The organism is Pseudomonas sp. HLT2-19-2 (assembly GCF_054898005.1).
On record NZ_CM142712.1, the window covers coordinates 1454885 to 1479332 of the forward strand.

Sequence of the window (24448 nt, forward strand, 5' to 3'; positions counted from 1 at the left end):
GCCCATCGTTGCGCTCAGGCACTGGTGCCCCGGTACTGCGGGGTCACTAGGTTGGACTTTTATACCGCGTACTCCTTGCCGCGTCGGCGAGGAGATTTTACTGGTCTTTTATATTGCAAACATCATCTGACTCAATGGCTTTAGTTTCTTTGTCTTGTGGCTGCGTATCAATGACAGTGACGCCGGCACATGCTTTCAACAAATGCTCAATATCTTTCGCGCCGTATCCATTGGCCTCAATGACGAGCGAGCCATCTTTCATATGGATCATCACGCGCCGGCTGTTCCTAGCCTTGAGCCAAGAGATGATTACCTTAGCAATCGCATTCCAAGGCATTGCATCACTCAATGCCGAGATCATCTCGACGAAACCTGAAGCTTGCGGTTGCCCCGAAAACTGCATCACGCTGGAGTGATGAATGGAGGCATCGTCGAGAGCGGCCAAGAAAGACTCGTTGCTGTTTTTGAAGAGTGTGAAGCGGATCGCACTTACTGCTTGGTCGCTCATTGGCACAGTACCTTGAGAAATAACTTTGAGAGACTAAACACGCTTGAACCATTAGCGTGAGGGTGGAGCGACCTGAAGAACCGATGGCCTTTACAACTGCTGCCCCCGCGCACGGACAGGTTCTTGATAGCCGCGTCAACTGCGCGGACACTTCTGCTCCCAGGGCTTAAATTGATCTTCATCGGAGCGCCATACCGTAGCAGAGCGCGGCAAAATCAGCAGAGACATGACATGTTCGTACTGATCAGACGAAACCTTCATCTCTCGGACGCAGGTGCCGGCCTCTGCGTGAGGAAACCAGATCTTCGCTGGCAATTCGATTCCCCTGCGCTCTTGCTTGACGCCTGGAGCCGCAGCGAGAGAGCCTGCTGGTATCTCGACCGTCTGCTTGCGTGTGCGGAAGAATACGCCTGCGCGTGATGCCTGCTTACTTGAAAATGCCCACTGCATAAAGCCGTCACGGGACAAAACCAGAACCGCATTCTCCTCAGTGTACTGAAGCCACTTCAGAACAGCGGCTGTAAGGGAGACACCATAACGCTCAGCACAGTAGCCAAGTAACTCTAGATCAACGGTGGTGGAGACCTGTGCCCTGAAATCATCCAGAGGCATGAGCAAGTAAGAGGCGAATAGATCCGCCTGAGCCTCGATTGTCTTGTCTTCCCAATCAAGCATGTCATCGTTGCTGCACTGAAAGGCAGAACGTGTCTGGCGGTGCAGGATGTAATGACCTAACTCATGAGCCTGGGTAAAACGGATACGGCCTGGTGATGCCATCGCACTGTTGAATAACAGCATCCATTTTTTTCGCTCATCGTCCGGGAACAGTGCACCGTCAAAGCTTTTGATGTCTACAGGGGTGACTTCTGTGATCGGGTCCGACCAGCCGAAAATGTTCGCTGCTTCCATGGCCAACGTTTGCACGTCCACTGGAAACCTGCCGCCGTGTGCGTTACCGAAGGCTTCCAAAATTTTCGACAGCCGATTGGCTGCTCGCTGAGGTGTCCATACCTGCTCGTCAGCCATCATGTTCCCTTTTTGAAGGTTTCCAGAATCTTTCGAAGATGCTCCTTGGCATCTGGCTCTAGATTTTTGTAACCGCGAAAAAACGCATCATCGAGATGGCGCTCTTCAGGAGCACGCACATCCTCTTCGAAAAAGTACTGGGTCGCAACGCCCAAAACATCAGCCAGAGCCGTGAGCTTTTCAGCTGATGGCCGTTGCGATTCACGGTTTTCCAGTTCCCAGAGATAACTTTTACTCAGACCAGCCATGTCTGAGAGCTTCTCTAAGGTAAGCCCGCGCTGCTTGCGCAGTTCACGGAGCTTCTCACCGAGACGGGTCGCCACGATCTCGCTCCTTTCAGTTAGTAATCAAAATTGTACCACGATTCCGAACAAAGCGTTTGACAATACCGGAATTCGGAGTAGCGTAAGTATAAAGTTCGCTATACCGAACTTTTGTCATGCTAGCCGATGTGCGCTGTCCCAGCGTGGTCGTACTGGCTTCGTCTGATACTCATCCCCAGGGGGGAATGGTATGTCCAGAGAACATGTCGACCATCGCGACATCGCACGGTTCGCCGAAGATAAGGTGAACCTGCCCAAAGAAAAGGCTAGCGCATACCGAGAGCAGGCAGGGCGCTTGCAGGAGAAATTGGAGCGCTACCTGTCAGACCACCCAGATTTCTCGCTCAAACGGATGCTGGTCTCTGGAAGCCTGGCAAAAGGGACCGCTCTGCGCTCGCTAAGCGACATTGATGTGGCCGTTTACGTAAGTGGATCAGAGGCGCCGCAAGACACTAAGGCGCTGATTGATTACCTGGCCGAGAAATTGCGCAAAGCCTTCCCCAACTTCAGCCCTGAGCAGGTCGTACCTCAAACCTACTCAGTCACTGTGTCGTTCCGTGGGTCAGGTCTGGACGTCGATATCGTTCCCGTACTCTACAGCGGCCTCCCCCAATGGCGAGGAAATCTGATCAGCCAAGAAGATGGCTCTTTCCTCGAAACGAGCATCCCGCTGCACCTAGAGTTCGCCAAAGCACGTAAACGCGCGCAGCCTACTCACTACGCGCAAGTGGTGAGGCTCGTGAAGTATTGGGCTGCGCTGATGAAGCGTGAGCGCGACGGCTTCCGGTTTAAGTCGTTCATGATCGAGATGATTTTGTCGAAGCTGTGCGATGACGGTGTCGACTTCTCTGACTACCCGGAAGCTCTCCAGTCCTTCTTCACCTACATCGCTCGCTCAGAGTTGCGCGAGAAAATCTACTTCACTGACAACTACTCTGCGTCACAGGTCGGCACATTCTCCGACCCCTTGCAGATCATTGACCCTGTGAATCCGACCAACAATGTTGCTCGGCTATACACGCAGCAGAACATTGACGCGATCATCGAGGCGGCTCTGGAAGCAGGTGATGCCATTGACGCAGCGCTTTATGCTCCTAATAAGCAACTGACTGTTGGCTACTGGCAGCAGGTCTTCGGTTCAACCTTCCAGGTGTGAGGTAACAGTATGTCGTCCGCTAGGGAAGGTCTGAAGTACCCACCGATTTTTGATGCCCTCACTACTTGAGGTTCAAAAAATCATAAGTCGGTCGAAAATCAGACCCTTCCCGCCCTTAACTCACGGTTCTTTCCTCTGATCGCGCTGTTTCAGGGCGATTGGCCCGCATTACAGACGCACCTCGCCCATACCCATCAACCGTTTTCGCACCATCCACAGGTTCGACAAAGCGAACAACGTCGTCTGCTGCGCGATGTTTTTCGACAAGCCACGAAAGCGCACTTTCGTATAACCAAACTGGCGCTTGATCACGCGAAATGGATGCTCAACCTTGGCCCGTACCTGCGCTTTCGCGTATTCGATCTTGCGTCGCATGCGCCCGATCAAACTCTTTTTTCCGTGCTTTTTATAGCGGCTTGGACGCGCGGCAATCGACCAGATCATCTTGCGATCCTGATGCTCGGGACGCTTGTCCACGCCGGTGTAACCTGCGTCGCCACACACGTAAGTTTCCTCGCCGTGCAGCAACTGATCGACCTGCGTCACGTCCGCCACATTGGCCGCCGTGCCCACCAGGCTATGTACCAAACCCGACTCGGCATCAACACCGATGTGCGCTTTCATTCCAAAGAAATATTGATTTCCTTTCTTGGTCTGGTGCATTTCGGGATCGCGTTTGCCGTCCTTGTTCTTGGTCGAACTGGGCGCATGAATGATCGTGGCATCGACCACCGTGCCTTGGCGCAGCATCAATCCACGGTCACCCAAATAACCGTTGATAACCTGCAAAATCCCACCCGCCAGCTCATTTTTCTCCAGCAAACGGCGAAAATTGAGGATCGTGGTTTCGTCAGGAATTCGATCCAGATGCAGCCCTGCAAACTGGCGCAGGATCGTCGTTTCATACAGCGATTCTTCCATCGCCGGGTCGCTGTAGCCGAACCAGTTTTGCATCAGATGAACCCGTAACATCGCCAGCAACGGATACGCCGGACGACCGCCTTCACCATTCGGATAATACGGCTCGATCAAAGCAATCAAACCCTTCCAGGGCACGACCTGATCCATCTCGATCAGGAAGCGCTCACGTCGGGTTTGCTTACGTTTGCCGGCGTACTCGGCATCGGCGAAGGACATTTGTTTCATCGGGGCTCAACCGTTCTGTTCGTGTGAAGTGCGTATTTCACCAAATCTGGAAGTCTTTTTCAGAGTTTCCCTAGCTATTCGGTCACAGAGTCCCAAACCTTCACCTTGACTCACGCCAAGCACATGGCCGCAAAGGTAGCCGCTGATCTGATGCGCCTTCAACGCCTCTATGGTAGTCCGAGCACCCAGTGGATCTTGGATTATGAGGAAGAGGTAAAGGTCTTCCTCAAGGCGGGTTACCTGGACACTGTGACCTATGGGTTTAAACGCGATGGAAAGTGGATTGAACCCACCCTTAAGTACACCGCATCCGAACTATCGAGCGGCGATGTTGACGATACTCCGGGGCGTATTCGTCCGAATGCCGACATCGCTGGGGCAAGTTTCTACAGCTACATGACCTACAGCACTGCTTGGAGAAACGCCTCTCAAAGCGAACGAGATGTCATTAAGGGGCAAGTGCCAATCAGCAGAAGCGGGGCGGATGAGCCAGAGGTTAATGGCTATTTGACCTCAGACCTTTCGTATTCATCCGGGGGCCGTGCCCTCAACCGTTCGACCGTAAGGAGTTACTAATGAACAAGCCAGCGTTGGATGAACTCTTCGAATACCGGGTCAACTACCCAGATTTCGAACCACAGGAGCGGCTGGCTAGGTTGGTCGGCCTGGACGACCAAAAAGTCCGCCTGACAAAAATCCTTGGCCTTCTGGTTAACTCCTCCGGCCTCACCGACTGGGCTAAAAAATTCCATCCTGGCTCCGAAGCTCTGATCGAAACAGTTCTGCGGCGCCCACCTCTTGTCGTGCTGGCTGGTGATGTAGGCAGCGGCAAAACTGAGCTGGCCGAAACAATCGGCGATGCCGTTGCCCGGCAGGAAAAAATCAATATTACGCTTTTCCCACTTAGCCTCTCGACTCGCGGGCAAGGCCGAGTCGGTGAAATGACTCAGTTGATCTCAGCGGCTTTCGATTACACCATTGAGGAGGCCAAAAAGCTTAAGTCGAGCGAAGGCCGGTCTCGCGGCGCCGTCATTCTGCTCATCGATGAAGCTGATGCCCTTGCTCAGTCTCGCGAGAATGCGCAGATGCACCACGAAGACCGAGCTGGTGTGAACGCCTTCATCAGGGGCATCGATCGGATCGCAAACGCTCAACTGCCAGCCGCAGTGATCATGTGCACCAACCGTCTCAATGCCCTGGACCCTGCTGTGAAGCGGCGCGCAGCTGAAGTTCTGTCTTTTGGCCGACCGAACGAAGAGCAACGCCGCAGCATTCTCACCCGGCGCTTGGGGCCACTCGGCCTTCCTAAAGTCGCGCTGGATGATCTCGTGAAGGTAACTGGCCCGAGGGAAGGTGACATTCCTGGATTCACTTTTTCCGATCTGACTCAACGGTTGATCCCGTCGATAGTCCTAGATGCCTACCCTAGCCAAGCGGTGAAGCCGGGCAATGCCTTACGAGTTGCGCATGAGATGAAACCGACTCCTACTTTCCAGGATCTTTAATCCTGACGCCAGTCGCTGGCTCCCATGCCCCGTGAGTGAAAAATTATGGCTACGAAAAAGGATCGCATTGCCGACACTGCCTGGATGAAAGATGCTTTTATGGATGTCCAGGTGGAATTGGCCCTCAGGCTGAAGCGAGCAGCTCAATCCATCTCGCACGCTGGGACGCACGGTACAGTCGTCGAAGACCACTGGATTGAAGTATTTAGGGCCTATTTGCCTAACCGCTATCAGGTTGCGACGGGCTTGGTGATTGACAGCCAAGGTAACCGAAGCGATCAAATTGATATCGTCATCTTCGACCGTCACTACACTCCGACTTTGCTCGATCAGCAGAGTCATCGGTATATCCCCGTCGAAGCCGTGTATGCGATTTTCGAATCCAAGCCACATTTTGACAAAAGCTACCTGGAATACGCCGGCAAAAAGGCTGCATCGGTGCGCAAGCTACACCGAACTTCTGTCCCTATTGCGCATGCTGGTGGGACATACGATCCCAAGCCTCTTTTCCCAATCCTCGCGGGAATCATCGCACCAAAATCAAGTTGGGCTGATGGTTTGGGGGAGCATTTCCTCAAACACTTACCGGTGGAAGAATCGGAGCAGTTGGATTGTGGTTGCGCGCTTGATGACGGGGCATTCGATACCTTCGATGGCAAGCTCAAAGTCGTCGACGCTGAGGGATCGCTTATCTACTTTCTGTTCCGTCTTCTTTCTCGGCTTCAATCGCTAGGCACGGTTCCGGCAATTGATTGGGCTGCGTATGCAGCGGTCATAAATAGATAGGCATTTACATCTGGCGTTCCCGATAAGAACCTAGAATTTTAATCTTGACGAAACCATTTGAGCAGCCTGCAAGGGCTACCAAGAGGATCAGGTCAAACTTCAAATCCCCCAAAGGAAGTCGACACGTGAGTAGTAGCACTGAAACAAAACTGCTGAAAATTAAGCCAAGCGAATTGTACTACACGGATTACAGCGACAAGGCCGTACCTGGGGATGATCCCAATAAAACCAAAGAAGACGCTGGCAGATTCAGTCGAAAAGAGAAGTATGAAGTGGTTGATATGATTAATTCAATCATATGGAAGGATAATAAAACCAGCCTCAATGCGCTGTTGACTGTCGAATGGATGCTTCATGAAGAGCTGCCATCCAACGTACAAGGAAGAGAAAAAGTCCAAGCTTGGATATACGCTGAATATAACAAACTCCTTCCTAGTCGCCCTGCTAGGCTCAAAAGCTAATGCATATCGGCGACTGATCTTCAAGATCAAGTAGCTTTAGAAAGGCGAGCGCCTGTGGGAGCCAGGCTTGCCGCATTGCAGATATGGGGCAACTTCTTTCGTTATGCGGCAACCATGATCTTTAGCTTCCATGATCCCACCGGCTAGAGTTTCGCAACTGTACAGACTCTTAGGATCGCGCTTTCGCAGGATGAAAGCGTTGCAAGGTGGCAGGTGCGTGGTTTCAGATTTTTTATTATATTAAGGAAAACGGTAAAGTGCTTCTGGCTGTCAGCAAGTTTATTCACCCGTATCTTGAGTTTGTCGGTGGTGCTGCGTTTAGTTTTGGGCACGTACTGCAAGACCTAGGCGTTCCAAAATCTGAATTTTTTCAAACTCACCTGAGCGGCTTTGTTCCGAGAGCAATGACGTTGTTGTGGGTCCTTCTTCTTTTGATGCCACTGATCATTGGTGCTGCTTACACCTTGGGACGGTTTAGGGGTGGCGTCATAGCGCTTTGCGTGCTCCTTGCGCCAGGCGTACTTAACTTGATGGGTTTGTTCCCAGACCTTCGATACGGCGCACCAAGTTCTTCTACGGGGGGCGTGGGTGTGAGCGGAAATGTTATGGCGCTCATTCCTTTATTGGTGATGGTCACTGCTGCTGGGTGGTCAATCACGGTGCTGCTGTACGATACGTTGAAATTAACTGATAAATTTCATAATTATTATGATCACCTTTGGTTTTTGACAGCGCTGACCGCTGCGGTCTTTTTTGTGACAGACAGCACGGCCAGCAACAGTGCCCAAACCCTCAATAATGTATCGCGAGTAGCTCAGGATTCAAGTCGCTATCTTCTCCTGCAAATCCGCCGTTACCAAGATTATTGTCGGATTAACGGTTTGGAATCTACCATGTCTTGTCAGTGGAGCAATTACTCACAGTGGACGATTGGGCCGCTTGCTGAATATAATCCAGTCCTTTTTGAAGAGTTTGCGCCCGAAAGCAGTCGGGGATTTTTTCAGCAACCGAGAGAATCGAACCTGTCGGATGAGGATATTTTAACCATCAGGCGGGAGCTGTTGGAATACAACCAGAAAGTGTGTCCTGTGAAGCAGTTGTCTAAAGACGCTGCTCAGTACGCTCCGCTATCGGATAGTTGTGAATCACCTCCCTTTGAGTATTGTACCGCGTGGCCGGACGGACCAGAGGGTTTCGTTGATCGCTACATTTTTCAGCGCCCAGTGGCAATTGCTAACGAGTGCATAATTCCCAACCTGGTTAAGCTGAAATCTAGAATGCCGGGATTGCTTGCTGATGATCGTGAAGCGAGCCAGGTGAAGAACTACAGATGGTTTTACTTCTTGTTTATCGCGCTGGCTGTTGGTGGAAAGATAGCGAATTCGAGTACAAAACTTGTCGATTTTAAGAAAAGGAAGAGAGCGATTTTTGTGAAGGATCTTTGGCGGCTCACGATTTTCCTTGCTTCATTCGTTTGGAAGGCGTTTAGATTTGGTCTGTCTTTTTCTCGTTATACGGCCAAGGCTGCTAAAGCCAAATATAAGGCTCTAAGGCCTTCTCTTGAGGGAGACGCGCCCTAGAGTTGCTCGGAGGGGGAATCTGGCATGCTCCCTTTCTGCGGATGCTTGGGGGTGCGGCCGACGATGTGAAGGCCAGGCCCCCAGCCCCCACCATGGAGGGTCCAGCGCCTGCGCTGCTATAGCTGCTTTGCATAAGGTGCCACGTGGTGGGCCTTGGGTCGCGTGGGCCTAAGGTGAGGTTCATGATCAGAAATGACCCGTTGATTCGGCCCGACCGTAGCATTGCGATGGAAGGATTACAGGCTGCACGCATACCCTAAAGGCTCATTGACAGCATCTTTTGGGATTTGCATTCTTCATTCTCTGAACCCACCAAAGAACAAGGATGTGAGATGCGTAAAGCATTAATTTTTGGTAATGGCTTGGGCATGGCCCTTGCCCCGCAACATTTCAGCCTTGCCGGGGCTATGCATGATGTGTGGCATCTACCGCATTTACTCACAGCGGAAGACCGCAGACTTATCAGCCTTACGCTAGGGAATGAGGGCGCGATCCCTCAGAATGAAGAGCAGCTTGACGTTCTTCATCAAGCCGTCACAGCTTGCGAAACGCTAAACAGAATACTTTCACCAGATCTTCACTGGCTTTCAGAGCAGGGTCGGCGGTTTCCTATGGCCGTAGCCAAGTATATGCACATGGTTGCGACCAGATTGCATCTTGCCGATGCTGACTTACCCGAGCAGTTTACAGCGTCGCTATCAGCTTTCGTCCGCCAAACAAATTCTCATGTTGCGACTCTGAACTATGATCGGCTTTTATATGGGGCCTTCATTGATAGAGGAGTTTTAGCTGGTTTTGATGGCAGTCTAGTCGATGGAATAACTAATGCTGGTTTTGATTCTGCGAATCTGGAAAGGCAGTGGGGGAGGAATTTTGGTTACTACTTACACCTTCACGGTTCGCCGTTGTTCTATACGGACATTGATAGGCGGGTTCGTAAGCTTCAGCGACATGAGATTAATATGTTTGCGGCGAATCCATCCGATCACATAGTCTTGACCCATGTTGCGCATAAGCGTTCAGTGATAAGTGCATCACCGATTTTAATCACGTACTGGCACTATTTGCATCGCGCGCTGCAAGAGGCGTCAGAGATTGTAGTGGTAGGGTATTCAGGATGCGACACGCACCTGAACGAAATAATCGCCATGTACGGGGCATATAAACATATTCGAGTAATTGAGTGGGCTGCAAATCACTTCCACCCTGTCAGACTGTCCCAGTGGCAGGGTGTATTCAAGTCAATGAACCTGCGCTTAGATCTATATGCAAATATATTGGATAATCAAGTGTGGTGACTGCAACCGGAGATCGCAGATATGGCGAGCGGCTACAAAAGTCCTGAGTATCGCGGTGTGCCGCTACAGGCTCTCCATGCTTTGGCAGAGGATGTACACCATGGAACCTTCAGCGCTTGCGCTGCTGTAGCTGCTGGGTGGAAGGGGCCAGGTGGCGCCTTGCTCATGTCAGGTCAAGCTATCACAAAGGCGTAATGTCACCGGTCGCTGAGTATTGATGGCGCAAAGGCTTCACCCATGGTACACAACGATCCAAAAGGTGGCTTTTAGCCATTAAGCATGGAGTGGGGCAGGGATGCAATTTGTAACGAACGGTCCAGATATTCCAGATGAGCTGCTCCAAGCCCATGAAGAAGGCAGGGTCATCTTCTTTTGTGGGGCCGGTATTTCTTATCCGGCTGGGCTCCTAGATTTCAAAGGTTTGGTGCAGCTCATCTACAAGGAGGCGTCGACCACCTTCGATAGCGCCGAGCAGAAAGCTTTTGATAACTATCAGTTCGATGCCACGTTGGATCTACTTGAGCGTCGCTTGCCGAACGGGCGCGCTGCTGTTCGAGAGGCATTGGTGCGGGCTCTCAAGCCCAACATCCGACTCAAAGGCGCGACAGACACGCACGCAGCATTGCTGAGGCTGGGAAAGTGCCGGACCGGTGAAGTGCGTCTTGTAACCACAAACTTCGACCGAGTGTTCGATGCCGCAGGTCGACGCACAAAACAGCGTTTCAATTCTTACTCAGCCCCAATGCTTCCTCTTCCCAAAAAAAGTCGATGGGATGGGGTCGTTTATCTGCACGGCCTACTGCCGGATAAACCTAACATTTCCGAACTCAATCGACTGGTCATTACCAGCGGTGACTTTGGACTTGCTTACCTGACTGAGCGTTGGGCTGCCCGATTCGTAAGCGAATTGTTCCGCAACTACGTTGTTTGCTTCGTCGGGTACAGTGTCAGCGATCCAGTTCTGCGCTACATGATGGACGCTTTGGCTGCTGACAGAATGCTGGGAGAGATTACTCCTCAGGCATGGGCATTTGGATCTTGTGCGCCAGGAGAGGAAAGCCAAAAGACCGCTGAGTGGAAGGCAAAAGGGGTTTCCCCCATCCTGTACAACACTCAGCCTGGGGCGAACCCGCATAGGGGGTTGCACCAAACTCTGAAAGCTTGGGCAGAGACGTACAGTGACGGAACGACGGGTAAAGAGCGGATCGTGACCACTCACGCTCTCTCCAGGCCTTCGGCAAGCACCCGGCAAGATGATTTCGTGGGGCGTCTGCTGTGGGCGCTTTCTGACAAGTCAGGGCTACCAGCGCGCCGGTTTGCAGATTTCAACCCTGCTCCGCCCTTGGAGTGGCTGCTGGGCGCCTTTAGTGACCCCCGGTACTGCTACTCGGATCTCGCGCGCTTTGGTGTTCCTGCTCACGCTGAACCTGATCCTAAGCTCAGCTTCAGTCTGGTTCAAAGACCTTCGCCTTACCACTTGGCAGCGCCGATGACGCTGGGAAGCGGGCGCACGGGTCACTGGGATAATGTGATGTCCCAGATCGCTCGGTGGCTTGTTCGGCATCTCGACGATCCAGACCTTCTACTTTGGCTTACTACGCGGGGCGGATGTATCCACGAGCGGCTTGCATTTCTTATTCAGGATCAACTGGGGCGCATTGCCAAGCTTCAAAGCGAAGGAAACACCTCTGAGCTGGATGCGCTTCGCAAAAGCTCACCTAACGCGATACCTGGGCCTCACATGCGCAAGCTGTGGGGACTGTTCCTGGCTGAGCGGATCAAGTCGCCTTGGAGAGACCTAGACCTCTATAGCTGGTTGGAGCGGTTGAAGCGAGATGGTCTGACTGCCAGTCTTCGACTGCAACTCAGGGAGTTGCTTTCGCCTGTGGTGTCGATCTCCCGGCCGTTTCGATTTTCAGAAGACCAGGATGTCTCAGCAAAACACCTGCGCGATCTGTTGAACTGGGAGTTGGTTTTAGTCTCCGACCATGTGCGATCCACGCTCTCCGAGTCGTCTCGTTCGGAGTGGGCACCGGTCTTGCCCTTGCTGCTGGAGGATCTCCAGGCATTGGTTCGTGATGCGTTGGATCTTTTGCAAGAACTGGGAAGCGCCAATTCCTTCGAGGATCGTTCGTATTGGGATCTGCCGTCTGTTAGTCCTCACTGGCAGAATCGTGGTTTCCGCGAGTGGGTCGTGCTCGTTGAGTTGCTGAGGGATTCGTGGCTGACTAATTTCGAAGAACACCCTGAGGTTGCGGCGAAGATCGCGCACAGGTGGTTTGAGATTCCATATCCAACCTTCAAACGCTTGGCGTTCTTTGCAGCCAGTCAGGATGGTGCCATTTCTGCTGATGAGTGGGCTGAATGGCTACTTGTCGAGAATGGTCATTGGTTGTGGTCCACCTCCACTAAGCGCGAGGTCTACCGCCTGCTTGTGTTGCAAGGGCGCATGCTGCCCCTTGCCGCTCAAGAAAGGTTAGAGGCGGAGATTATGGCCGGGCCTCCCAGAGCAAATTTCGTGGAGGACATTACGGATGATCGCTATCAGGAACATGTAGACCGGGCGGTTTGGAGGGCCTTGGCGAAGCTTCAGTACGGCGGGCTTATACTGGGTGATCAGGCACAGCAAAGACTTGATGCGCTGTCCGCAGCCTACCCACATCTACGCTTGGCAGACAATGAGAGCGACGAGTTTTCTCATTGGATGAGTGGGACCGGAGACCCTGATTATCAGCAGCAGCGTGTTGTCAGGCCTGCACCTTACAAGCGTGAGGCATTGGTCCAATGGCTTCGAAATGTCCCGGCAGCTGATGAGTACTTCGATGAAGACACCTGGAGAGATGTGTGCCGAAAGCACCTTCTCAACAGCTTGTATGCTTTGGGTGACCTAGCGGATGAGGGCCAATGGCTCTTGGGTCGCTGGAGGGACGCTTTCCAAGCATGGAGCGAATCTGGCATTGCTCGAAAATCATGGCGTTATGTTGCTCCGTGGATCAATAGGATGCCAGATCGTGAACTTGAGCAGATAATTCATTATGTAACTCGATGGCTCGATGAGGTATCCAAATCAGAACTTCAAGATATGGATATGTTTTTGGGGCTTATCCGAAGGGTGATGCATCTGCCCCTGGAAGCGGATACGGGGATGACCAGTAATGGCGAACCGATAAATCAGCCAGTCACTGAAGCCATCAATCACCCCATTGGGCACGTTACCCAGTCTCTGTTGAATATTTGGCAGAGATTAGGCCTCAACGACGGTGATGGTCTGCCAGAGTGGATGGGGCAGATTTTCACCGAGCTGTGCCACCCGCACGTGGAACGATACCGCCATGGCAGGGTTCTGCTTGCTTCCAGACTTATTGCTCTGTTCCGGGTGGATGAGGTATGGACAAGCGCAAATCTGCTTCCTCATTTCAGCTGGGCTCGCAATCCTGCTGAAGCTAGAAGGGCCTGGGAAGGCTTCTTGTGGTCGCCCCGCCTGTACCGTCCACTCCTGTTGGCCTTCAAAGTCGAGTTTCTCGATACCGCAAGCCATTATGCGGATCTGGGTGAGCACGGGGAGCAGTTCGCGGCGATTTTCACTTATGCAGCCTTAGGTCCACTTGAGGGGTATACCACGGAGGAATTCCGTGATGCCTTTGCGACGTTTCCACTGAAAGCGTTACAAGAGTCGGCTCAAGCTCTATCACAAGCGCTGGAAGGGGCTGGGGAACAGCGGGAGGAGTATTGGCAGAATCGGGTACTGCCCTTTTGGCAACATATCTGGCCAAAATCCAGGGACCTAGTGACATCCAATATCGCTGAATCATTGATCCGGATGTCCATTGCGGGCGGAAGAACATTCCCGGACATCCTGAATGCAGTTCACGACTGGCTAGTGCCCATCGAGCATTTGCACTATGTCATCCACCTGCTTGATGAGTCAGGCATGTGCATGGTTTTCCCTGAATCAGCGTTGCGCCTGCTGGCTGCGGTAGTTGGCGAGCAGACTTGGCCGCCTTCTGAGCTGCGCTCTTGTCTTGAATCGATTGCACATGCCCAGATCGACCTTACTGAGCGTCCAGAATACCGCAGGCTGACGGAGTACCTGCGTCGTCGTGGTCAGCCATAGTGCGAAGAGCCTCTGGTGCAGCGGGCCAGTTGATTTCGTGCAAGGGAAAATGATGCAGGATGGTTGAATCGCTGCTTATGGGTAAAGCAGGCCAAGTGAGAGGTGAGTTTGATCCGCTCTACAAATACGGTTACGTTAATGCGATCAAGAAGGTGCTTGCCGAGATTGAGTGATACCCCTGACGAGTGGAGGCAACCCGTCTAGATATGCTGGGCTCATTCGGGGCGCAAGCCTCGGTCAATACCCGCTTAGGCGGGATGATCCCAGCTGATGGTTCTTATGCCCTTTTGTTAATTAACCACTCGGCCAGCCCTGAATTGACTACCAGTCCTGCGATTCGGAATAGATTCCAAATATGAATGTTTTTATGGTCTGTCACTACGGCACTTAAGTCATCTGCGCAGGTATGATAGATGAAGTACATTTCGTCGAACTGGTCATATTCGTTAAATGAGTTCAGATAGAGTTCAAAGTCAGATTTTGAAGTTGAAGACTTTATCTGGACGAAGGCCCGTTTTTGAGTCGAGGGCGAATAAACATCAAGATCAATGTCTTTCTCAGTTTTTCCAAGGACTGAGAATCTTTGCCAGCCTGACTTTGAGAAAATTAAATCAATTAACAATTCGAAGTCATGCCACCAGAGCCCCCTGATAAGCTCTTCAACTTCATATATGAGTTTTTGCAAAGTTTCTTTTGTATTATTAACTTGTTCTATTGTGTGGCCGTTTATCTTTTTTATCAGATAGTCTTGCATCTCCACAGAACAAATTGTTCCGCGATAGCCCTGAACCTTTGTCACTCTGCCATCAATATTCTCAACCCTGAGGGGATTGCCATGAATATCAACAGACGACCACTGTCCTATTACATCACGTATGCGGCTTTTGTCTTCGATTTCAGCCACTGTTTTATGGGCGTGACACCAATAAAGTCTTTTTTTATAAAATGTTATCCATAGGCAACTCTCGTCAAGCTCATAGAAATCCCGGATTTGCTTGACGGAGTTAGAGGTCGAAGCTTGCTTTCCTTTTCTTTCCTTAAACCAGTAATCTCTGAGTATCTCCCAGTTTCCATCCAGTGCGTCTTGATGGTGTGGGCTGCGGTAGCCAAGTCTTATTGTGCCATGCTCGATGCAGGAAGCCTCCCATTTACCACCCTCTCCGAGTTTAATGAAGCGAACTGTGCTAGGGTTAATTTCTTGCAATTTTTTTCCTTAAATTGACAAAGTAATGCGTGCCGGTGTTATTTGTATGGAGTAGTTCTATTGTCGATTTGTATCTTTCGATCAATGTTCTCTTTCAGTATAAAGCGCTTGTGGCGCCAGTTTGCTCAGCCGGATGCATACTGTGTTGGCTCTCCCAAAACATTACGAGAACCTTGATTAAGTCAGTATGTGTCAGTACCGATGCAAAACTGACCCACCCTACCGGTTGAAAACTGACCCACTTGGGCAAAATGCAGCTTTTGCGAGCTGCCCATGCTGTCCCAGGAGCAACACGTGGAAATCAGTGTTCTTATTCGTCAGGGTTTGTCTATTCGGGCCATCGCCCGGCAGATGGGCTGCTCTCGCAATACCATTCGACGCCACCTCAAATTACAGGCCCAGCGCCAGCCCGTCGTCTATGGCCCGCGCGCGCAGCGCGTGGGCAAGCTTGTGCCTTTCGAGGCCTATCTGCGCCAGCGCGTAGAAGCCGCTCGACCACATTGGATTCCCGCCATCGTGCTGTTGAGGGAAATCCGCGAACAGGGTTACGAAGGCGGATACTCAATCCTCACCAGCTTTCTGCTGACCTTGAAATCCAAGGCAAACGAAGCCGTCGTGCGCTTTGAAACAGAGCCCGGCGAACAGATGCAGGTGGACTTCACCGTCATTCGGCGTGGCCGCGATCCGTTGTTGGCATTCGTTGCAACGTTGGGCTGGAGCCGTGCGACCTACGTCGTTTTCTCCCGTCGCGAAGACTCCGCAGCTTGGTGTTCCGGTATCGAAAAGGCGCTGCGTTTCTTCGGCGGTACGCCGCGAAAGCTACTCTTCGACAACGCCAAAACCATAATCCAGGAACGCGATGTTTATGGCCCCGGTCAGCACCGCTGGAATCCCGCGCTATTGAATTTGGCAGAGCGCTACGGCTTCACACCGAAAGTCTGCCGGCCGTATCGGGCGCAGACCAAGGGTAAGGTCGAGCGCTTCAACCACTACCTGAAAAACAGCTTCGCAGTGCCACTGGCCGCGTCACTAAACCAGGTCAACTTGCTGTTGGACGTTGAAGTCGCGAACAGCAAGATCGGCCCTTGGTTGATGGAGGTCGCCAACGCCCGAACACATGCGACGACGGGCGAAATACCGCAACACCGACTGGATACCGAAGTGCACCACTTGTTGCCCCTGCCCCAGATCCAAGGGGTTGCGAGCAGCATGATTTCGGTCGCCCAACCCATGCCGGTGGAAAGCTTGCAGCATCCGCTCTCGGTCTATCAGGCACTGCTTGAGGTACGTCCATGAACCTTCAACATCTGCGCATCGAGTCTCTTTGCCAACAGTTCAAGCTGGACACTTTTGCGACGGACTGGCCGGCACTGGCCCAGCAAGCGGCCGAAAAAGAAACGAGCTATGCCGACTTCCTGGAACAGCTTCTGCTGAGCGAGGATCGCGCTCGAAACGAGCGGCGGCGGCAAGCGCTGCTGCAACAGTCCGGGCTGCCGGCGGTAAAAACGGTTGAACAATACGACTTCAAATTCGCCAGCGGCGCGCCGCAAAGCCAGATCCTGGAACTGGCCGGGCTGGCCTTCATCGAGCGTAAGGAAAACGTCGTGCTGCTGGGGCCTTCGGGCGTTGGCAAAACACACTTGGCCAGCGCTCTGGCTTATCGGGCGATCATGGCAGGCATTTCGACCCGATTCATCTCCGCCGCCGACCTGACTTTGCAACTCGTCGCCGCGCACCATCAAGGGCGCCTGGCTCAGTATTTCAGTCGCGTTGTTCAACGCTCGAAACTGCTGGTGATTGATGAGATCGGCTATTTGCCGTTCGGCCGTGACGAAGCCAACTTGTTCTTCAACGTGATCGCCAAACGGTACGAACATGGCAGCTTGGTGCTGACCAGCAACTTGCCGTTCAGCCAGTGGGCAACGACCTTCGCGGACGACTCGACACTGACCGCTGCGCTGCTGGATCGGCTTCTGCACCATGCGCATATCGTCCAGGTCAGCGGACAGAGTTATCGACTCAAGGACAAGCTGAAATCAGGTCAGGTGGTGCCGAGAGAAACGGCCTCGCCACAGAAATAAACAGACCTCAAACACCGCCGGGGTGGGTCAGTTTTACTTCGGTAGGGTGGGTCAGTTTTCAACCGGTGTTGACAAGTATGTGAACCTTGCTCCGCCGCATCCTTACCACATTTAAATCTGGGGTGCGGCGCGCCGACACCTATGTTCTACGCTGCTTTTTTCCTCCGCGCCTCCAGATCATCTCGCCACTGTTTGAGCGACTCAATGTCAGCTTTCAGTTCTGCCTCCTCTGGCACCTGGACGGGCACCTCATCGGACTGGCTATGTTCAAAGCAGCTGAATTTGGTCATCAACTCGTCAATCCGCTGAAGATCCTCACGGGTTATTCCGAGCAGAGCGGGAAGCCGACCATCGGTGGAGATGCCGCGCCGATGTCGCACGACAATTTTGTACAAGAGGTCATCCTCAACCGATCTTTCAATCAGCTTTCTGAAATCACTACAGATGCCCTGAGCTAATGCATTGTAAGCCGCTGGCCCCGCAGCTTCGCCGGCTTTCTTTGCGTCTCTCAGCCGTTCCAGCAGAATGTTGTTCGCGGTTTTGGTTGAGCTGTTCCATACCGCTTGGTCAGCTGGATGGCCCGAAGCTCCGCCAAAAGACTCGATGCACATTTGCTGGAAGTTAGCCTTCTTCCACGAATCGCCGATTTTCTTAGCAACATCATCCATCGCTCCATAAAACGATAGTCGATGGGTGAAGATGAGAACTTGGCGCCCCTTAGCCAGCTCAGCTAGACGGCATGCGACCTTCCATTCGAAGTCATGATCGAGGGAAGAGATGGGATCGTCGAAAATAAACGGTGCGACTCCTGGCTTGTCGGTAACATCCGCCAAAAAAGCCGCCAGGGATATGATCCGACGTTCACCGTCGCTCAACACTTTGTCAGGAGAATGATCTCCGTTTTTCACGGCTTTGAGCTTGAGTTGATGAAGTACCTTACCCCTAGTGGTTCTGGTCTTTGTTAATTCAACCTGTATCCGCGTGGCGCCAAGCGCACGAAGCTCATCATTGAATCGCTTGACGTACAACTCGGTCACAACACTTTCGGAAATCTCCGTCGCTTTAGTAGAGATACGTCGAGAGCTGGCAGCACTCTTCAGCTTGTCGAGGACTTTACAATCCTTGAGCCTCTGCTGCTCTTTCCTAACAGCTTCACTTTGCTGTGAAACCCACTGGCTGGCTTCAAGCGCCGCTTTCTCAGCAACGGCCTTTGGCCTATCAAACTGAAGCGCATCTTGATCGAACTGTATCGCTTCAGAGGTCAACTGCTGCGCAAATTGTTCGAGCACCAGGAGGTTCTCAGCGAACTCAGGGACAGCGCACGCCTCGCCTGTCTGTTCATGATCAAGTAATGCTTTCCTCACAGCCCCCACGTTAATCCAGAAGCCCCACAAAGCTGCCATCCACTCAGGCGTAGTTAAAGCTGCCGCGGTGCATTGCGTTTGTACTTCGGCTTGTGTGAGCCCTACAGGGAGCGTTCGGATACTTTCGTCGTAGGCTCGCTCGGCGGCCTTTGCATCTGTTTCCAGCTTGCTTTGTACAAACTGCTCGAAATCATTAAGTCGGTCTTGGGCTTCAGGCGATAATTCTTGATGGCAGAGGACGCAACGCCCCTCTTGGGTCACTGGGTAAGGTCGGTCCGGGTAGGGGATCAGAGAGTATGCGCGGGCCGCGTCCCACATTGCTTTCCATGTAGGTGTCCCGACACCTTCCAACACGGCTGATTTGGCTTTAGCGCCCTCAATCGCAATACGTCGCTTATCGGCCGCGTCGGCCCGTTGTTTCCGAATGGCTTGAATCTGCTCAGTACCAAACGCCGCTACAGCTGCTTTGATGCCTTTGACTATATTGCTCACCTGGGTGCCGGTGTCGCGCTTTTGCTTCGCAAGTGATGCAGGATCATTGGTTTTCAGTCGTTCATTGAGCGCCTCCAAGCTCCCTAAGTTCTCAGGAGTCCATCGCAAAAGCTGTTCGACAGCTGATGGCGTCAATGAGCTAAGGCGCTGATAGTCGTTGCAGGCAGGAGTACCTTGGTGGGCGGCAGGTATGACGGGAAGCTGGCTCAGAAGCTGATCTTGCTCTGCCTGCAAAGCGTCCTTGACCAAGTCGGTGGCAGCAGCCAGCTTTTCAAATAGGCCCATAATTGGTGGGCTGTACGTGGCTGCGCTTTCGCTTTTGAGATAATGAAGAGCTTCATCACTGTCAAATATATCTATTTCGCGTAATTGTTCGATTGCGGCGTCAGTAATGTGCCATTCGACGCTTTCAGATGACTGATCTAGTTCAAAGTTGAGAGTACATTTGCTGGAAGTTGGCGCCGCCTGGAAAACGTTCGGCTTGAGATCACCAGCGCGAGTCTTTCCTGTCGCTTTTTTGAGAATCCTGGTGTAACAGGATTTTCCGGACCCATTATGGCCGTAGATAACAGTCAAATTGCCGGTGCCGAAGACTAGCGGTGCTCTAGGCCCAAGGCTCTCGATGCCCGTGACGTCTGCAATGCTTTGCAACCGGAGCACTGAGCCAGCAGGGGCATGCGTTAGCTCATCAAAAGTCCGGTGTTTGGAGATTGCTTGGCCTGATGGTGTTTTTAGCAGGGACGCAATTTGTGAAATGTCATTCTGCGTGAGATTTCTATTCTTCAGTAGCCTGTCAGCAACCTCCTGAAGCCAGTCCGATTGCTCAAGCAGCCACGTACGAACCTCTCCCTGCGCGTCCATATGATACTCCCTGCCGGCGATGAGTTATTTGACGCTAGCAGGCTGCCTTCATATGCGCAATTTCGTGGTCTGTCTTTGAATTCTCAGGAGCCAAGGGCTCTTGCTTCCATACGAGATCCCCGTTTACTGGAGGGTTCTACAGTTTTGGCCTAATTACCTCGACGGAAACACTGCTGGTATAGTTTCTCGCGGTGCTCGCCTCTGCCGTAATCTGGGGACAGTCCGGAGGTTCGGGCGGGCCACCACCTTATTTTTCTAGTCCAGAAACAAACGACCCCGCTGCCTGCATCATTCCAAAGCGGCGGGGGCCAGGTTCTGGAAAGGTCTAATCAGGGTTTCGCCTTGTCCGTGATACATGGCTTCAAGCGGTCAGTATCCGTGCCGCTTTCTTCGCTTCTATCGATGTCGCCGTTCGCATCGAGGTAGATATGCGTTGTCCGCCATTTTGGGGTGATGTTGACACAATGGTTGCGAGTCCTTTCCCCCCACCAGTAAAACTCCATAAAAAAGCCTTCATCTGGAAATATGTGGCCGAAGTCCATCGAGGTCTCGCCGGGGTACAGCCCACCACGACCACTTCTGTAAACCCTGTTTTCTGTGTTCCAAACAACTCCAAGATTCTCTGTGGCGTCCTTTGAATAGTGAACGGTTACAGTCGGAGTTGCGACATACCAGAATGCAAGCGGAGAGATCATCAGGGAGAGCACGGCAAGGATTCGCCGGAATCTAATTATTTTCACATTTGTGCTCACGTATGCCGTCTCCCCATTCCGTTGGTGCCACTGCTAACACTTTGTCCATCACCATTTTGGCTGTGATACCTCCATTCGGGTGCTCCTTGAAAAGCTGCACACCTATCTGAATCGATATTCGGTCGGGAGCATCGTCAAAGGCGCGGGCTCCTTCAACATTCCCGGAACGGTGTGGGCCAGGAAGTGGTTTTTCAGGTGTCTGTTGCGTTAGGACTTCTACGATTTTTTCTTCAGCTTTTCGAATGAAATCTGAGGCAAATTGTTCAACGCCCGCACCGTCTGAAAGAGCGCTTTCGGACAAACCACCAGCCATTCCCACATACCCGTAATGGACGTTCGACCAGATGTCGTAAAAATAATCGTAAGCTCCTTGTTTGTACCAAACACCACCAAAGAGTTTAAGTAGGATGGGTTTGTGATCCCAAGGGCGGTTTTGACCAACTCGCTCAGTCCATATGGCCATAGCAGCCGCACCATTTGCAGCTCCTATCGCTTGAGGGCTTGTCGCTCCAATCTGTGCATACCAAGGCAAGTCCATTTGCTTGCGGGTTTCTGCTGCAACGTCGTAGCTCACCAGCTCTTTCATCTTGATGACTGCCGGATCGTGAATGTTGCGATTCATTTCGTCAGCAATGTAGCTCGCCGGTTTTTCCATCATGTCTGGATCATTGCAAATGGCGGGCTTTGCGTCTGGCTCTGCCTTCTCTTTCGAGTCAGCAGAGGCTGCTTTCGGGTCCACCAAAGCGTTCGCCGCTAAGGCTTTCTCCTTGAGCTTAGGGTCAGCCAATAAGGTCGCCATCTTCTCATCGTCCACAGTGCCATCTGGCCGAAACGCTCCGAGCGCCATGAAATTGATGATGGTTGCACCACCAGCGTCGCCCATAACAAATCCACCACCGACATCGCCCGACCCCGTAATGATCGTTCCACCGTGGCTGGTTGGGCTGCCTAAGTGGGCCATGGGACGGCCATTTACTTGAATAGAGGGAAAACCGGTGGTGATTACGGCTCCACAACCACAGGTATCGCCAACACGAGCAGATCCCATAAAGTTGATATTTACGTCGCCACTGGCGGAAGCAATAGGAGTAGTGCCGTGACCGGGCATTGGGCAGACATGCTTGTCACCCAAGCGAGCGGAGGGAGTCATTTATCTTCCTTGAATAGTAATGGTAAAGCCCCTGTGTGAAGGCTAAAAGCGCTTAGACGCGAAATGAGCTTACCGTGATCGTCGATGCGGTGTCTGTAGGAATTGTCTGATGTTTTCACTCGTTATAGCCAAAAATCGGCCTTAGCTAATACTAAGGATTTGTATCACTCCGGTGTGAAAAGTAAGCGCTCAGCGCTTCCTTTTTCATCTAAGAGGAAAGTTGCGTTGGTCATCATAGGGCAGGATCATCGTAGCAGCTCGGAGGTCTGAGCTAGGAGTCCTGGCCAGAGCTTTGTTTGAGTAAGTCATTATTTATTTTCGGCGACTTTTGGCTTGTTTTTTTATTTCTCTCAATGATGATTGAATCGTTCGGGACTTCCAATCTTGTACTCCTATCCTCCGATTGCATTTCAACAAGTGTAGTGTTTCCAACTCCACGGAAAATAATCGTGGCGTTTTCAAATCGCTTGTAGTTTTCTAATTTTGAGTCAGTTTGCCCAGGAAGTAAACTGGAGTAAGGCGGTTTTACGTGAATAACGGCCTTTTCGATTCTGACATTTGCAGTGGTCATTGCAGTTTGTAGTAAGTCAGTTGTGATGCCCCCAAAACATAGTGGTGTAACAATAAGAATGCCAATAGTCATTGCTCTCGTTTTTTTCAACCATTCAATATCTACTGTTTGGCTCTCTTTTTGGCCGTGTTCTATTTTTGGTTTTTTAGAGTCGATTAGCGATGATTTTATTTTTTTGTTGTGGTCGAGAAGGGTGGAGTACATTATGTACTGGAATAGTGGTGTGATCATAAGCGGTATGTGTTCGACTAGGTTGTTTCTAGATAATGCATAGATAAATATTGCTCCAGATAGTCCGAATAATACCGTTGCTAGATTGATTTTTTGATATTCAAATATCAAAGATGATTTTTCTTTGCTCAGTTTTTCAGTCGTTCTTAGGTAGAGCCTTAGTGTTGGGACTAAAATTGGTGATAATAATACGCCGGTTGCTGTTATTAGTCCTGTGAATATAAGGTAAATCCCACCAAAGCAAAGTGCGGCTATTAAAAAAAGCAACCCATCACCTATCGAGACGCCTTGTGGGTAGTGGCCATTTATTAGTGAATAAATAACAATGCATCCTCCGCCAATTAGTAATCCTATTTTGGCAGATAGTGAGAGGGTTTTAATAATTAAGTCTAATTGGTTTACAAAACTATTTTGGTTTTCTGGCATTATATAATCTCACTGATTTAAGAAGGCGGAACAGTGCCGCTGTTGGATTGGATATGGCCCGATTACCGATTACCGATTACCGATTACCGATTACCGATTGCTGAGCGACGGACGTCCGCGTGTTCCTAACGGGCGCAACGTCTTTTGGGTTTCGCAGCCCTAAGCACTTCAGTTCCTTGGCTCAAAGATTCATAGTGAGCAAGCCTCTTGCCCAGAGCACTGCCCCTTGGCCCTGTTCGCAGAATGCGGTCACAGTTCAAATTAGAAGGCTGACAAATTTTATTGCCATCCACTATTCATGTCGTGGGTGTAACGGGGCGCACCAGCATCAGTAGCGCTCAGGATCTATAAAAAAACCGATGCTTTCTAAAATATCATTTAAAGCCCCAATAATACGAGGCTCTGCATAAAGCTCCAGTCTCGTGTATGAAAGAGCAATGGCTAAACGCGCTTGTTGTTCACTTAGGAGTGACGGATCAAAAGGCCACACCTGCACATTGATCGCATTGCCATCAGAATGGCCCTCATCATCCATCAAATCCGCGCTTTCTCGCGCAGCCACCCAGTCGATTAATGAAATCCCAAAAGTCTTCTGAGGGCCATCGGCGAGCATAGTTCTATGGTCTAGGAACGTGTCGCCTACCGGTGTGAGCCTTTCGGTGGAAAAGTTTCTTGCGCGTACATCCATTAATCGGGGGGATGAAACATAGCTCCTGACCGATTCGAGATCGATTAGGTGGTGGCCTTCATAGAGACGTTCGTGTAACGCATCCAAAAGGTCGGGTTGATTGCACATAACTAGTTTCATGATCAGTCGTCGTAATGCAGATCGCAGCGTGGGTGATGGTAATGCATGCGTCTATTACCGACCCGAGTACCGCAGATTACGCAAATGTTGACGGACATCGCTTCTGCGAGATTGAACACACCTGTGACGAAGTCATCACCACCGCGATAGCAAATTCTGAGAACGCCAAACTTTTCCTTCACCTCTTCCACGATGACCTGTTCGCATCCAGATGCTATTTCGCATCTGGCATAAACGAGGGAGAGAGCGTTGTTGAGAAGGTCAAACCATCCATCTTGACATCCGAATCCCCAAAAATACTGTCCATTAACCAGTCTGGCGTTGGGAAATAGGGACAGATTGGGCTTACACAGCATCGCCTCGTAATCTGGGCTCATAGGTGTTTCCTCATGCAGGAATATTCAATCATCACCAATCTCTTGAGTCTGTGCGCCTACGACGTAGGTCATCACCTCAGAACGCATTCCGCTGGAAGGCCAGATGACCCGGCCGTCGAAGCCCTGAATGTTTTCCGCTTAATATTTGTGGGGATTTGATCGAAACCCTACAATTGTAGGGCGCTAAAAAGCGGAGTTTATGGCTCTATCCTCACCTTTGCAAGAGGT

20 protein-coding genes and 1 pseudogene are annotated in these 24448 nt (G+C 51.5%); 10 read left to right on the plus strand and 11 right to left on the minus strand.

Going from position 1 to position 24448, the window contains the following annotated elements; all coding sequences use genetic code 11:
- Window positions 1-97 precede the first annotated feature (97 nt).
- The 3 genes from ACYZTU_RS06705 to ACYZTU_RS06715 form a co-directional block, all read right to left on the minus strand.
- Entirely contained in the window at window positions 98-508 is a 411-nt protein-coding gene (locus ACYZTU_RS06705) for a hypothetical protein (RefSeq protein ID WP_461968901.1), read from the minus strand.
- A 135-nt stretch (window positions 509-643) separates the two neighbouring features.
- A complete protein-coding gene (locus ACYZTU_RS06710; RefSeq protein WP_461968903.1) occupies window positions 644-1537 on the minus strand; it encodes an ImmA/IrrE family metallo-endopeptidase in 894 nt (297 codons plus the stop codon).
- Window positions 1534-1857, minus strand: coding sequence for a helix-turn-helix domain-containing protein (locus ACYZTU_RS06715; RefSeq protein ID WP_420650616.1), 324 nt, complete (start codon window positions 1855-1857; stop codon window positions 1534-1536). The genes ACYZTU_RS06710 and ACYZTU_RS06715 overlap by 4 nt, the downstream gene beginning before the upstream one ends.
- 190 nt (window positions 1858-2047) lie before the next feature.
- Between ACYZTU_RS06715 and ACYZTU_RS06720 the strand changes: the two genes are divergently transcribed.
- Complete coding sequence (locus ACYZTU_RS06720; protein WP_461968905.1) at window positions 2048-3013, plus strand: CBASS oligonucleotide cyclase; 966 nt, start codon at window positions 2048-2050, stop codon at window positions 3011-3013.
- A 168-nt stretch (window positions 3014-3181) separates the two neighbouring features.
- Here the strand turns inward: ACYZTU_RS06720 and ACYZTU_RS06725 are convergent, their stop codons facing one another.
- Entirely contained in the window at window positions 3182-4159 is a 978-nt protein-coding gene (locus ACYZTU_RS06725) for an IS5 family transposase (RefSeq protein ID WP_461964113.1), read from the minus strand.
- An 84-nt stretch (window positions 4160-4243) separates the two neighbouring features.
- Between ACYZTU_RS06725 and ACYZTU_RS06730 the strand changes: the two are divergent.
- From ACYZTU_RS06730 to dsr1, 7 genes and pseudogenes are all read left to right on the plus strand, one after another.
- Window positions 4244-4735 (plus strand): annotated as a pseudogene (locus tag ACYZTU_RS06730) (HORMA-1 domain-containing protein); the annotation flags it as partial.
- Window positions 4735-5664, plus strand: coding sequence for an AAA family ATPase (locus ACYZTU_RS06735; protein ID WP_461968907.1), 930 nt, complete (start codon window positions 4735-4737; stop codon window positions 5662-5664). The pseudogene ACYZTU_RS06730 and the gene ACYZTU_RS06735, both read left to right, overlap by 1 nt.
- Before the next feature lie 45 nt (window positions 5665-5709).
- Window positions 5710-6450 carry a DUF6602 domain-containing protein gene (locus ACYZTU_RS06740; protein WP_461968909.1) on the plus strand — a complete coding sequence of 247 codons (741 nt, stop codon included), beginning with the start codon at window positions 5710-5712 and terminating at the stop codon, window positions 6448-6450.
- 125 nt (window positions 6451-6575) lie between these two features.
- Window positions 6576-6911: a hypothetical protein gene (locus tag ACYZTU_RS06745; RefSeq protein ID WP_461968911.1), complete on the plus strand. Its 336-nt coding sequence runs from the start codon at window positions 6576-6578 to the stop codon at window positions 6909-6911.
- A gap of 206 nt (window positions 6912-7117) precedes the next feature.
- Window positions 7118-8491 carry a hypothetical protein gene (locus tag ACYZTU_RS06750; protein WP_461968913.1) on the plus strand — a complete coding sequence of 458 codons (1374 nt, stop codon included), beginning with the start codon at window positions 7118-7120 and terminating at the stop codon, window positions 8489-8491.
- Between the two features lie 332 nt (window positions 8492-8823).
- Window positions 8824-9789, plus strand: a complete 966-nt coding sequence (locus tag ACYZTU_RS06755; RefSeq protein ID WP_461968915.1) for an SIR2 family protein — start codon at window positions 8824-8826, stop codon at window positions 9787-9789.
- Window positions 9790-10084: 295 nt separating this feature from the next.
- Window positions 10085-13903, plus strand: coding sequence for an anti-phage defense-associated sirtuin Dsr1 (gene dsr1, locus ACYZTU_RS06760; RefSeq protein ID WP_461968917.1), 3819 nt, complete (start codon window positions 10085-10087; stop codon window positions 13901-13903).
- A gap of 277 nt (window positions 13904-14180) precedes the next feature.
- On the opposite strand, the gene ACYZTU_RS06765 is transcribed toward dsr1, so the two are convergent.
- Window positions 14181-15107, minus strand: a complete 927-nt coding sequence (locus ACYZTU_RS06765) for a hypothetical protein (RefSeq protein WP_461968919.1) — start codon at window positions 15105-15107, stop codon at window positions 14181-14183.
- A 273-nt stretch (window positions 15108-15380) separates the two neighbouring features.
- Here ACYZTU_RS06765 and istA point away from each other — a divergent pair, with 273 nt between their 5' ends.
- The gene (gene istA / locus ACYZTU_RS06770) at window positions 15381-16403 is read left to right on the plus strand and encodes an IS21 family transposase (protein ID WP_461964101.1); all 1023 of its coding nucleotides are present in this window, start codon (window positions 15381-15383) and stop codon (window positions 16401-16403) included.
- Window positions 16400-17188, plus strand: a complete 789-nt coding sequence (gene istB / locus ACYZTU_RS06775) for an IS21-like element helper ATPase IstB (RefSeq protein ID WP_131061594.1) — start codon at window positions 16400-16402, stop codon at window positions 17186-17188. The genes istA and istB overlap by 4 nt, the downstream gene beginning before the upstream one ends.
- A 146-nt stretch (window positions 17189-17334) precedes the next feature.
- On the opposite strand, the gene ACYZTU_RS06780 is transcribed toward istB, so the two are convergent.
- The 6 genes from ACYZTU_RS06780 to ACYZTU_RS06805 form a co-directional block, all read right to left on the minus strand.
- Window positions 17335-19905 carry an AAA family ATPase gene (locus ACYZTU_RS06780; RefSeq protein WP_461968921.1) on the minus strand — a complete coding sequence of 857 codons (2571 nt, stop codon included), beginning with the start codon at window positions 19903-19905 and terminating at the stop codon, window positions 17335-17337.
- A 329-nt stretch (window positions 19906-20234) separates the two neighbouring features.
- The gene (locus ACYZTU_RS06785) at window positions 20235-20657 is read right to left on the minus strand and encodes a hypothetical protein (protein ID WP_461968923.1); all 423 of its coding nucleotides are present in this window, start codon (window positions 20655-20657) and stop codon (window positions 20235-20237) included.
- Complete coding sequence (locus ACYZTU_RS06790) at window positions 20632-21807, minus strand: polymorphic toxin type 44 domain-containing protein (RefSeq protein WP_461968925.1); 1176 nt, start codon at window positions 21805-21807, stop codon at window positions 20632-20634. Before ACYZTU_RS06790 ends, ACYZTU_RS06785 begins: the two co-directional genes overlap by 26 nt.
- 271 nt (window positions 21808-22078) lie before the next feature.
- Window positions 22079-23035, minus strand: a complete 957-nt coding sequence (locus tag ACYZTU_RS06795; RefSeq protein ID WP_461968927.1) for a hypothetical protein — start codon at window positions 23033-23035, stop codon at window positions 22079-22081.
- A gap of 328 nt (window positions 23036-23363) precedes the next feature.
- Window positions 23364-23843 (minus strand): hypothetical protein, encoded by a 480-nt coding sequence (locus ACYZTU_RS06800; RefSeq protein ID WP_461968929.1) that lies wholly within the window; start codon window positions 23841-23843, stop codon window positions 23364-23366.
- Window positions 23844-23845: 2 nt separating this feature from the next.
- A complete protein-coding gene (locus tag ACYZTU_RS06805; protein WP_461968931.1) occupies window positions 23846-24220 on the minus strand; it encodes a hypothetical protein in 375 nt (124 codons plus the stop codon).
- Between the last annotated feature and the right edge of the window lie 228 nt (window positions 24221-24448).

Excerpts from the sequence above, each read along its gene's own strand:
- ACYZTU_RS06705 (WP_461968901.1), bottom strand. The coding sequence starts at position 508 with ATGAGCGACCAAGCAGTAAGTGCGATCCGCTTCACACTCTTCAAAAAC.
- ACYZTU_RS06710 (WP_461968903.1), bottom strand. The coding sequence starts at position 1,537 with ATGATGGCTGACGAGCAGGTATGGACACCTCAGCGAGCAGCCAATCGG.
- ACYZTU_RS06720 (WP_461968905.1), top strand. The coding sequence starts at position 2,048 with ATGTCCAGAGAACATGTCGACCATCGCGACATCGCACGGTTCGCCGAA.
- ACYZTU_RS06725 (WP_461964113.1), bottom strand. The coding sequence starts at position 4,159 with ATGAAACAAATGTCCTTCGCCGATGCCGAGTACGCCGGCAAACGTAAG.
- ACYZTU_RS06735 (WP_461968907.1), top strand. The coding sequence starts at position 4,735 with ATGAACAAGCCAGCGTTGGATGAACTCTTCGAATACCGGGTCAACTAC.
- ACYZTU_RS06740 (WP_461968909.1), top strand. The coding sequence starts at position 5,710 with ATGGCTACGAAAAAGGATCGCATTGCCGACACTGCCTGGATGAAAGAT.
- ACYZTU_RS06755 (WP_461968915.1), top strand. The coding sequence starts at position 8,824 with ATGCGTAAAGCATTAATTTTTGGTAATGGCTTGGGCATGGCCCTTGCC.
- dsr1 (WP_461968917.1), top strand. The coding sequence starts at position 10,085 with ATGCAATTTGTAACGAACGGTCCAGATATTCCAGATGAGCTGCTCCAA.
- istA (WP_461964101.1), top strand. The coding sequence starts at position 15,381 with ATGCTGTCCCAGGAGCAACACGTGGAAATCAGTGTTCTTATTCGTCAG.
- istB (WP_131061594.1), top strand. The coding sequence starts at position 16,400 with ATGAACCTTCAACATCTGCGCATCGAGTCTCTTTGCCAACAGTTCAAG.
- ACYZTU_RS06780 (WP_461968921.1), bottom strand. The coding sequence starts at position 19,905 with ATGGACGCGCAGGGAGAGGTTCGTACGTGGCTGCTTGAGCAATCGGAC.
- ACYZTU_RS06790 (WP_461968925.1), bottom strand. The coding sequence starts at position 21,807 with ATGACTCCCTCCGCTCGCTTGGGTGACAAGCATGTCTGCCCAATGCCC.
- ACYZTU_RS06795 (WP_461968927.1), bottom strand. The coding sequence starts at position 23,035 with ATGCCAGAAAACCAAAATAGTTTTGTAAACCAATTAGACTTAATTATT.
- ACYZTU_RS06800 (WP_461968929.1), bottom strand. The coding sequence starts at position 23,843 with ATGAAACTAGTTATGTGCAATCAACCCGACCTTTTGGATGCGTTACAC.
- ACYZTU_RS06805 (WP_461968931.1), bottom strand. The coding sequence starts at position 24,220 with ATGAGCCCAGATTACGAGGCGATGCTGTGTAAGCCCAATCTGTCCCTA.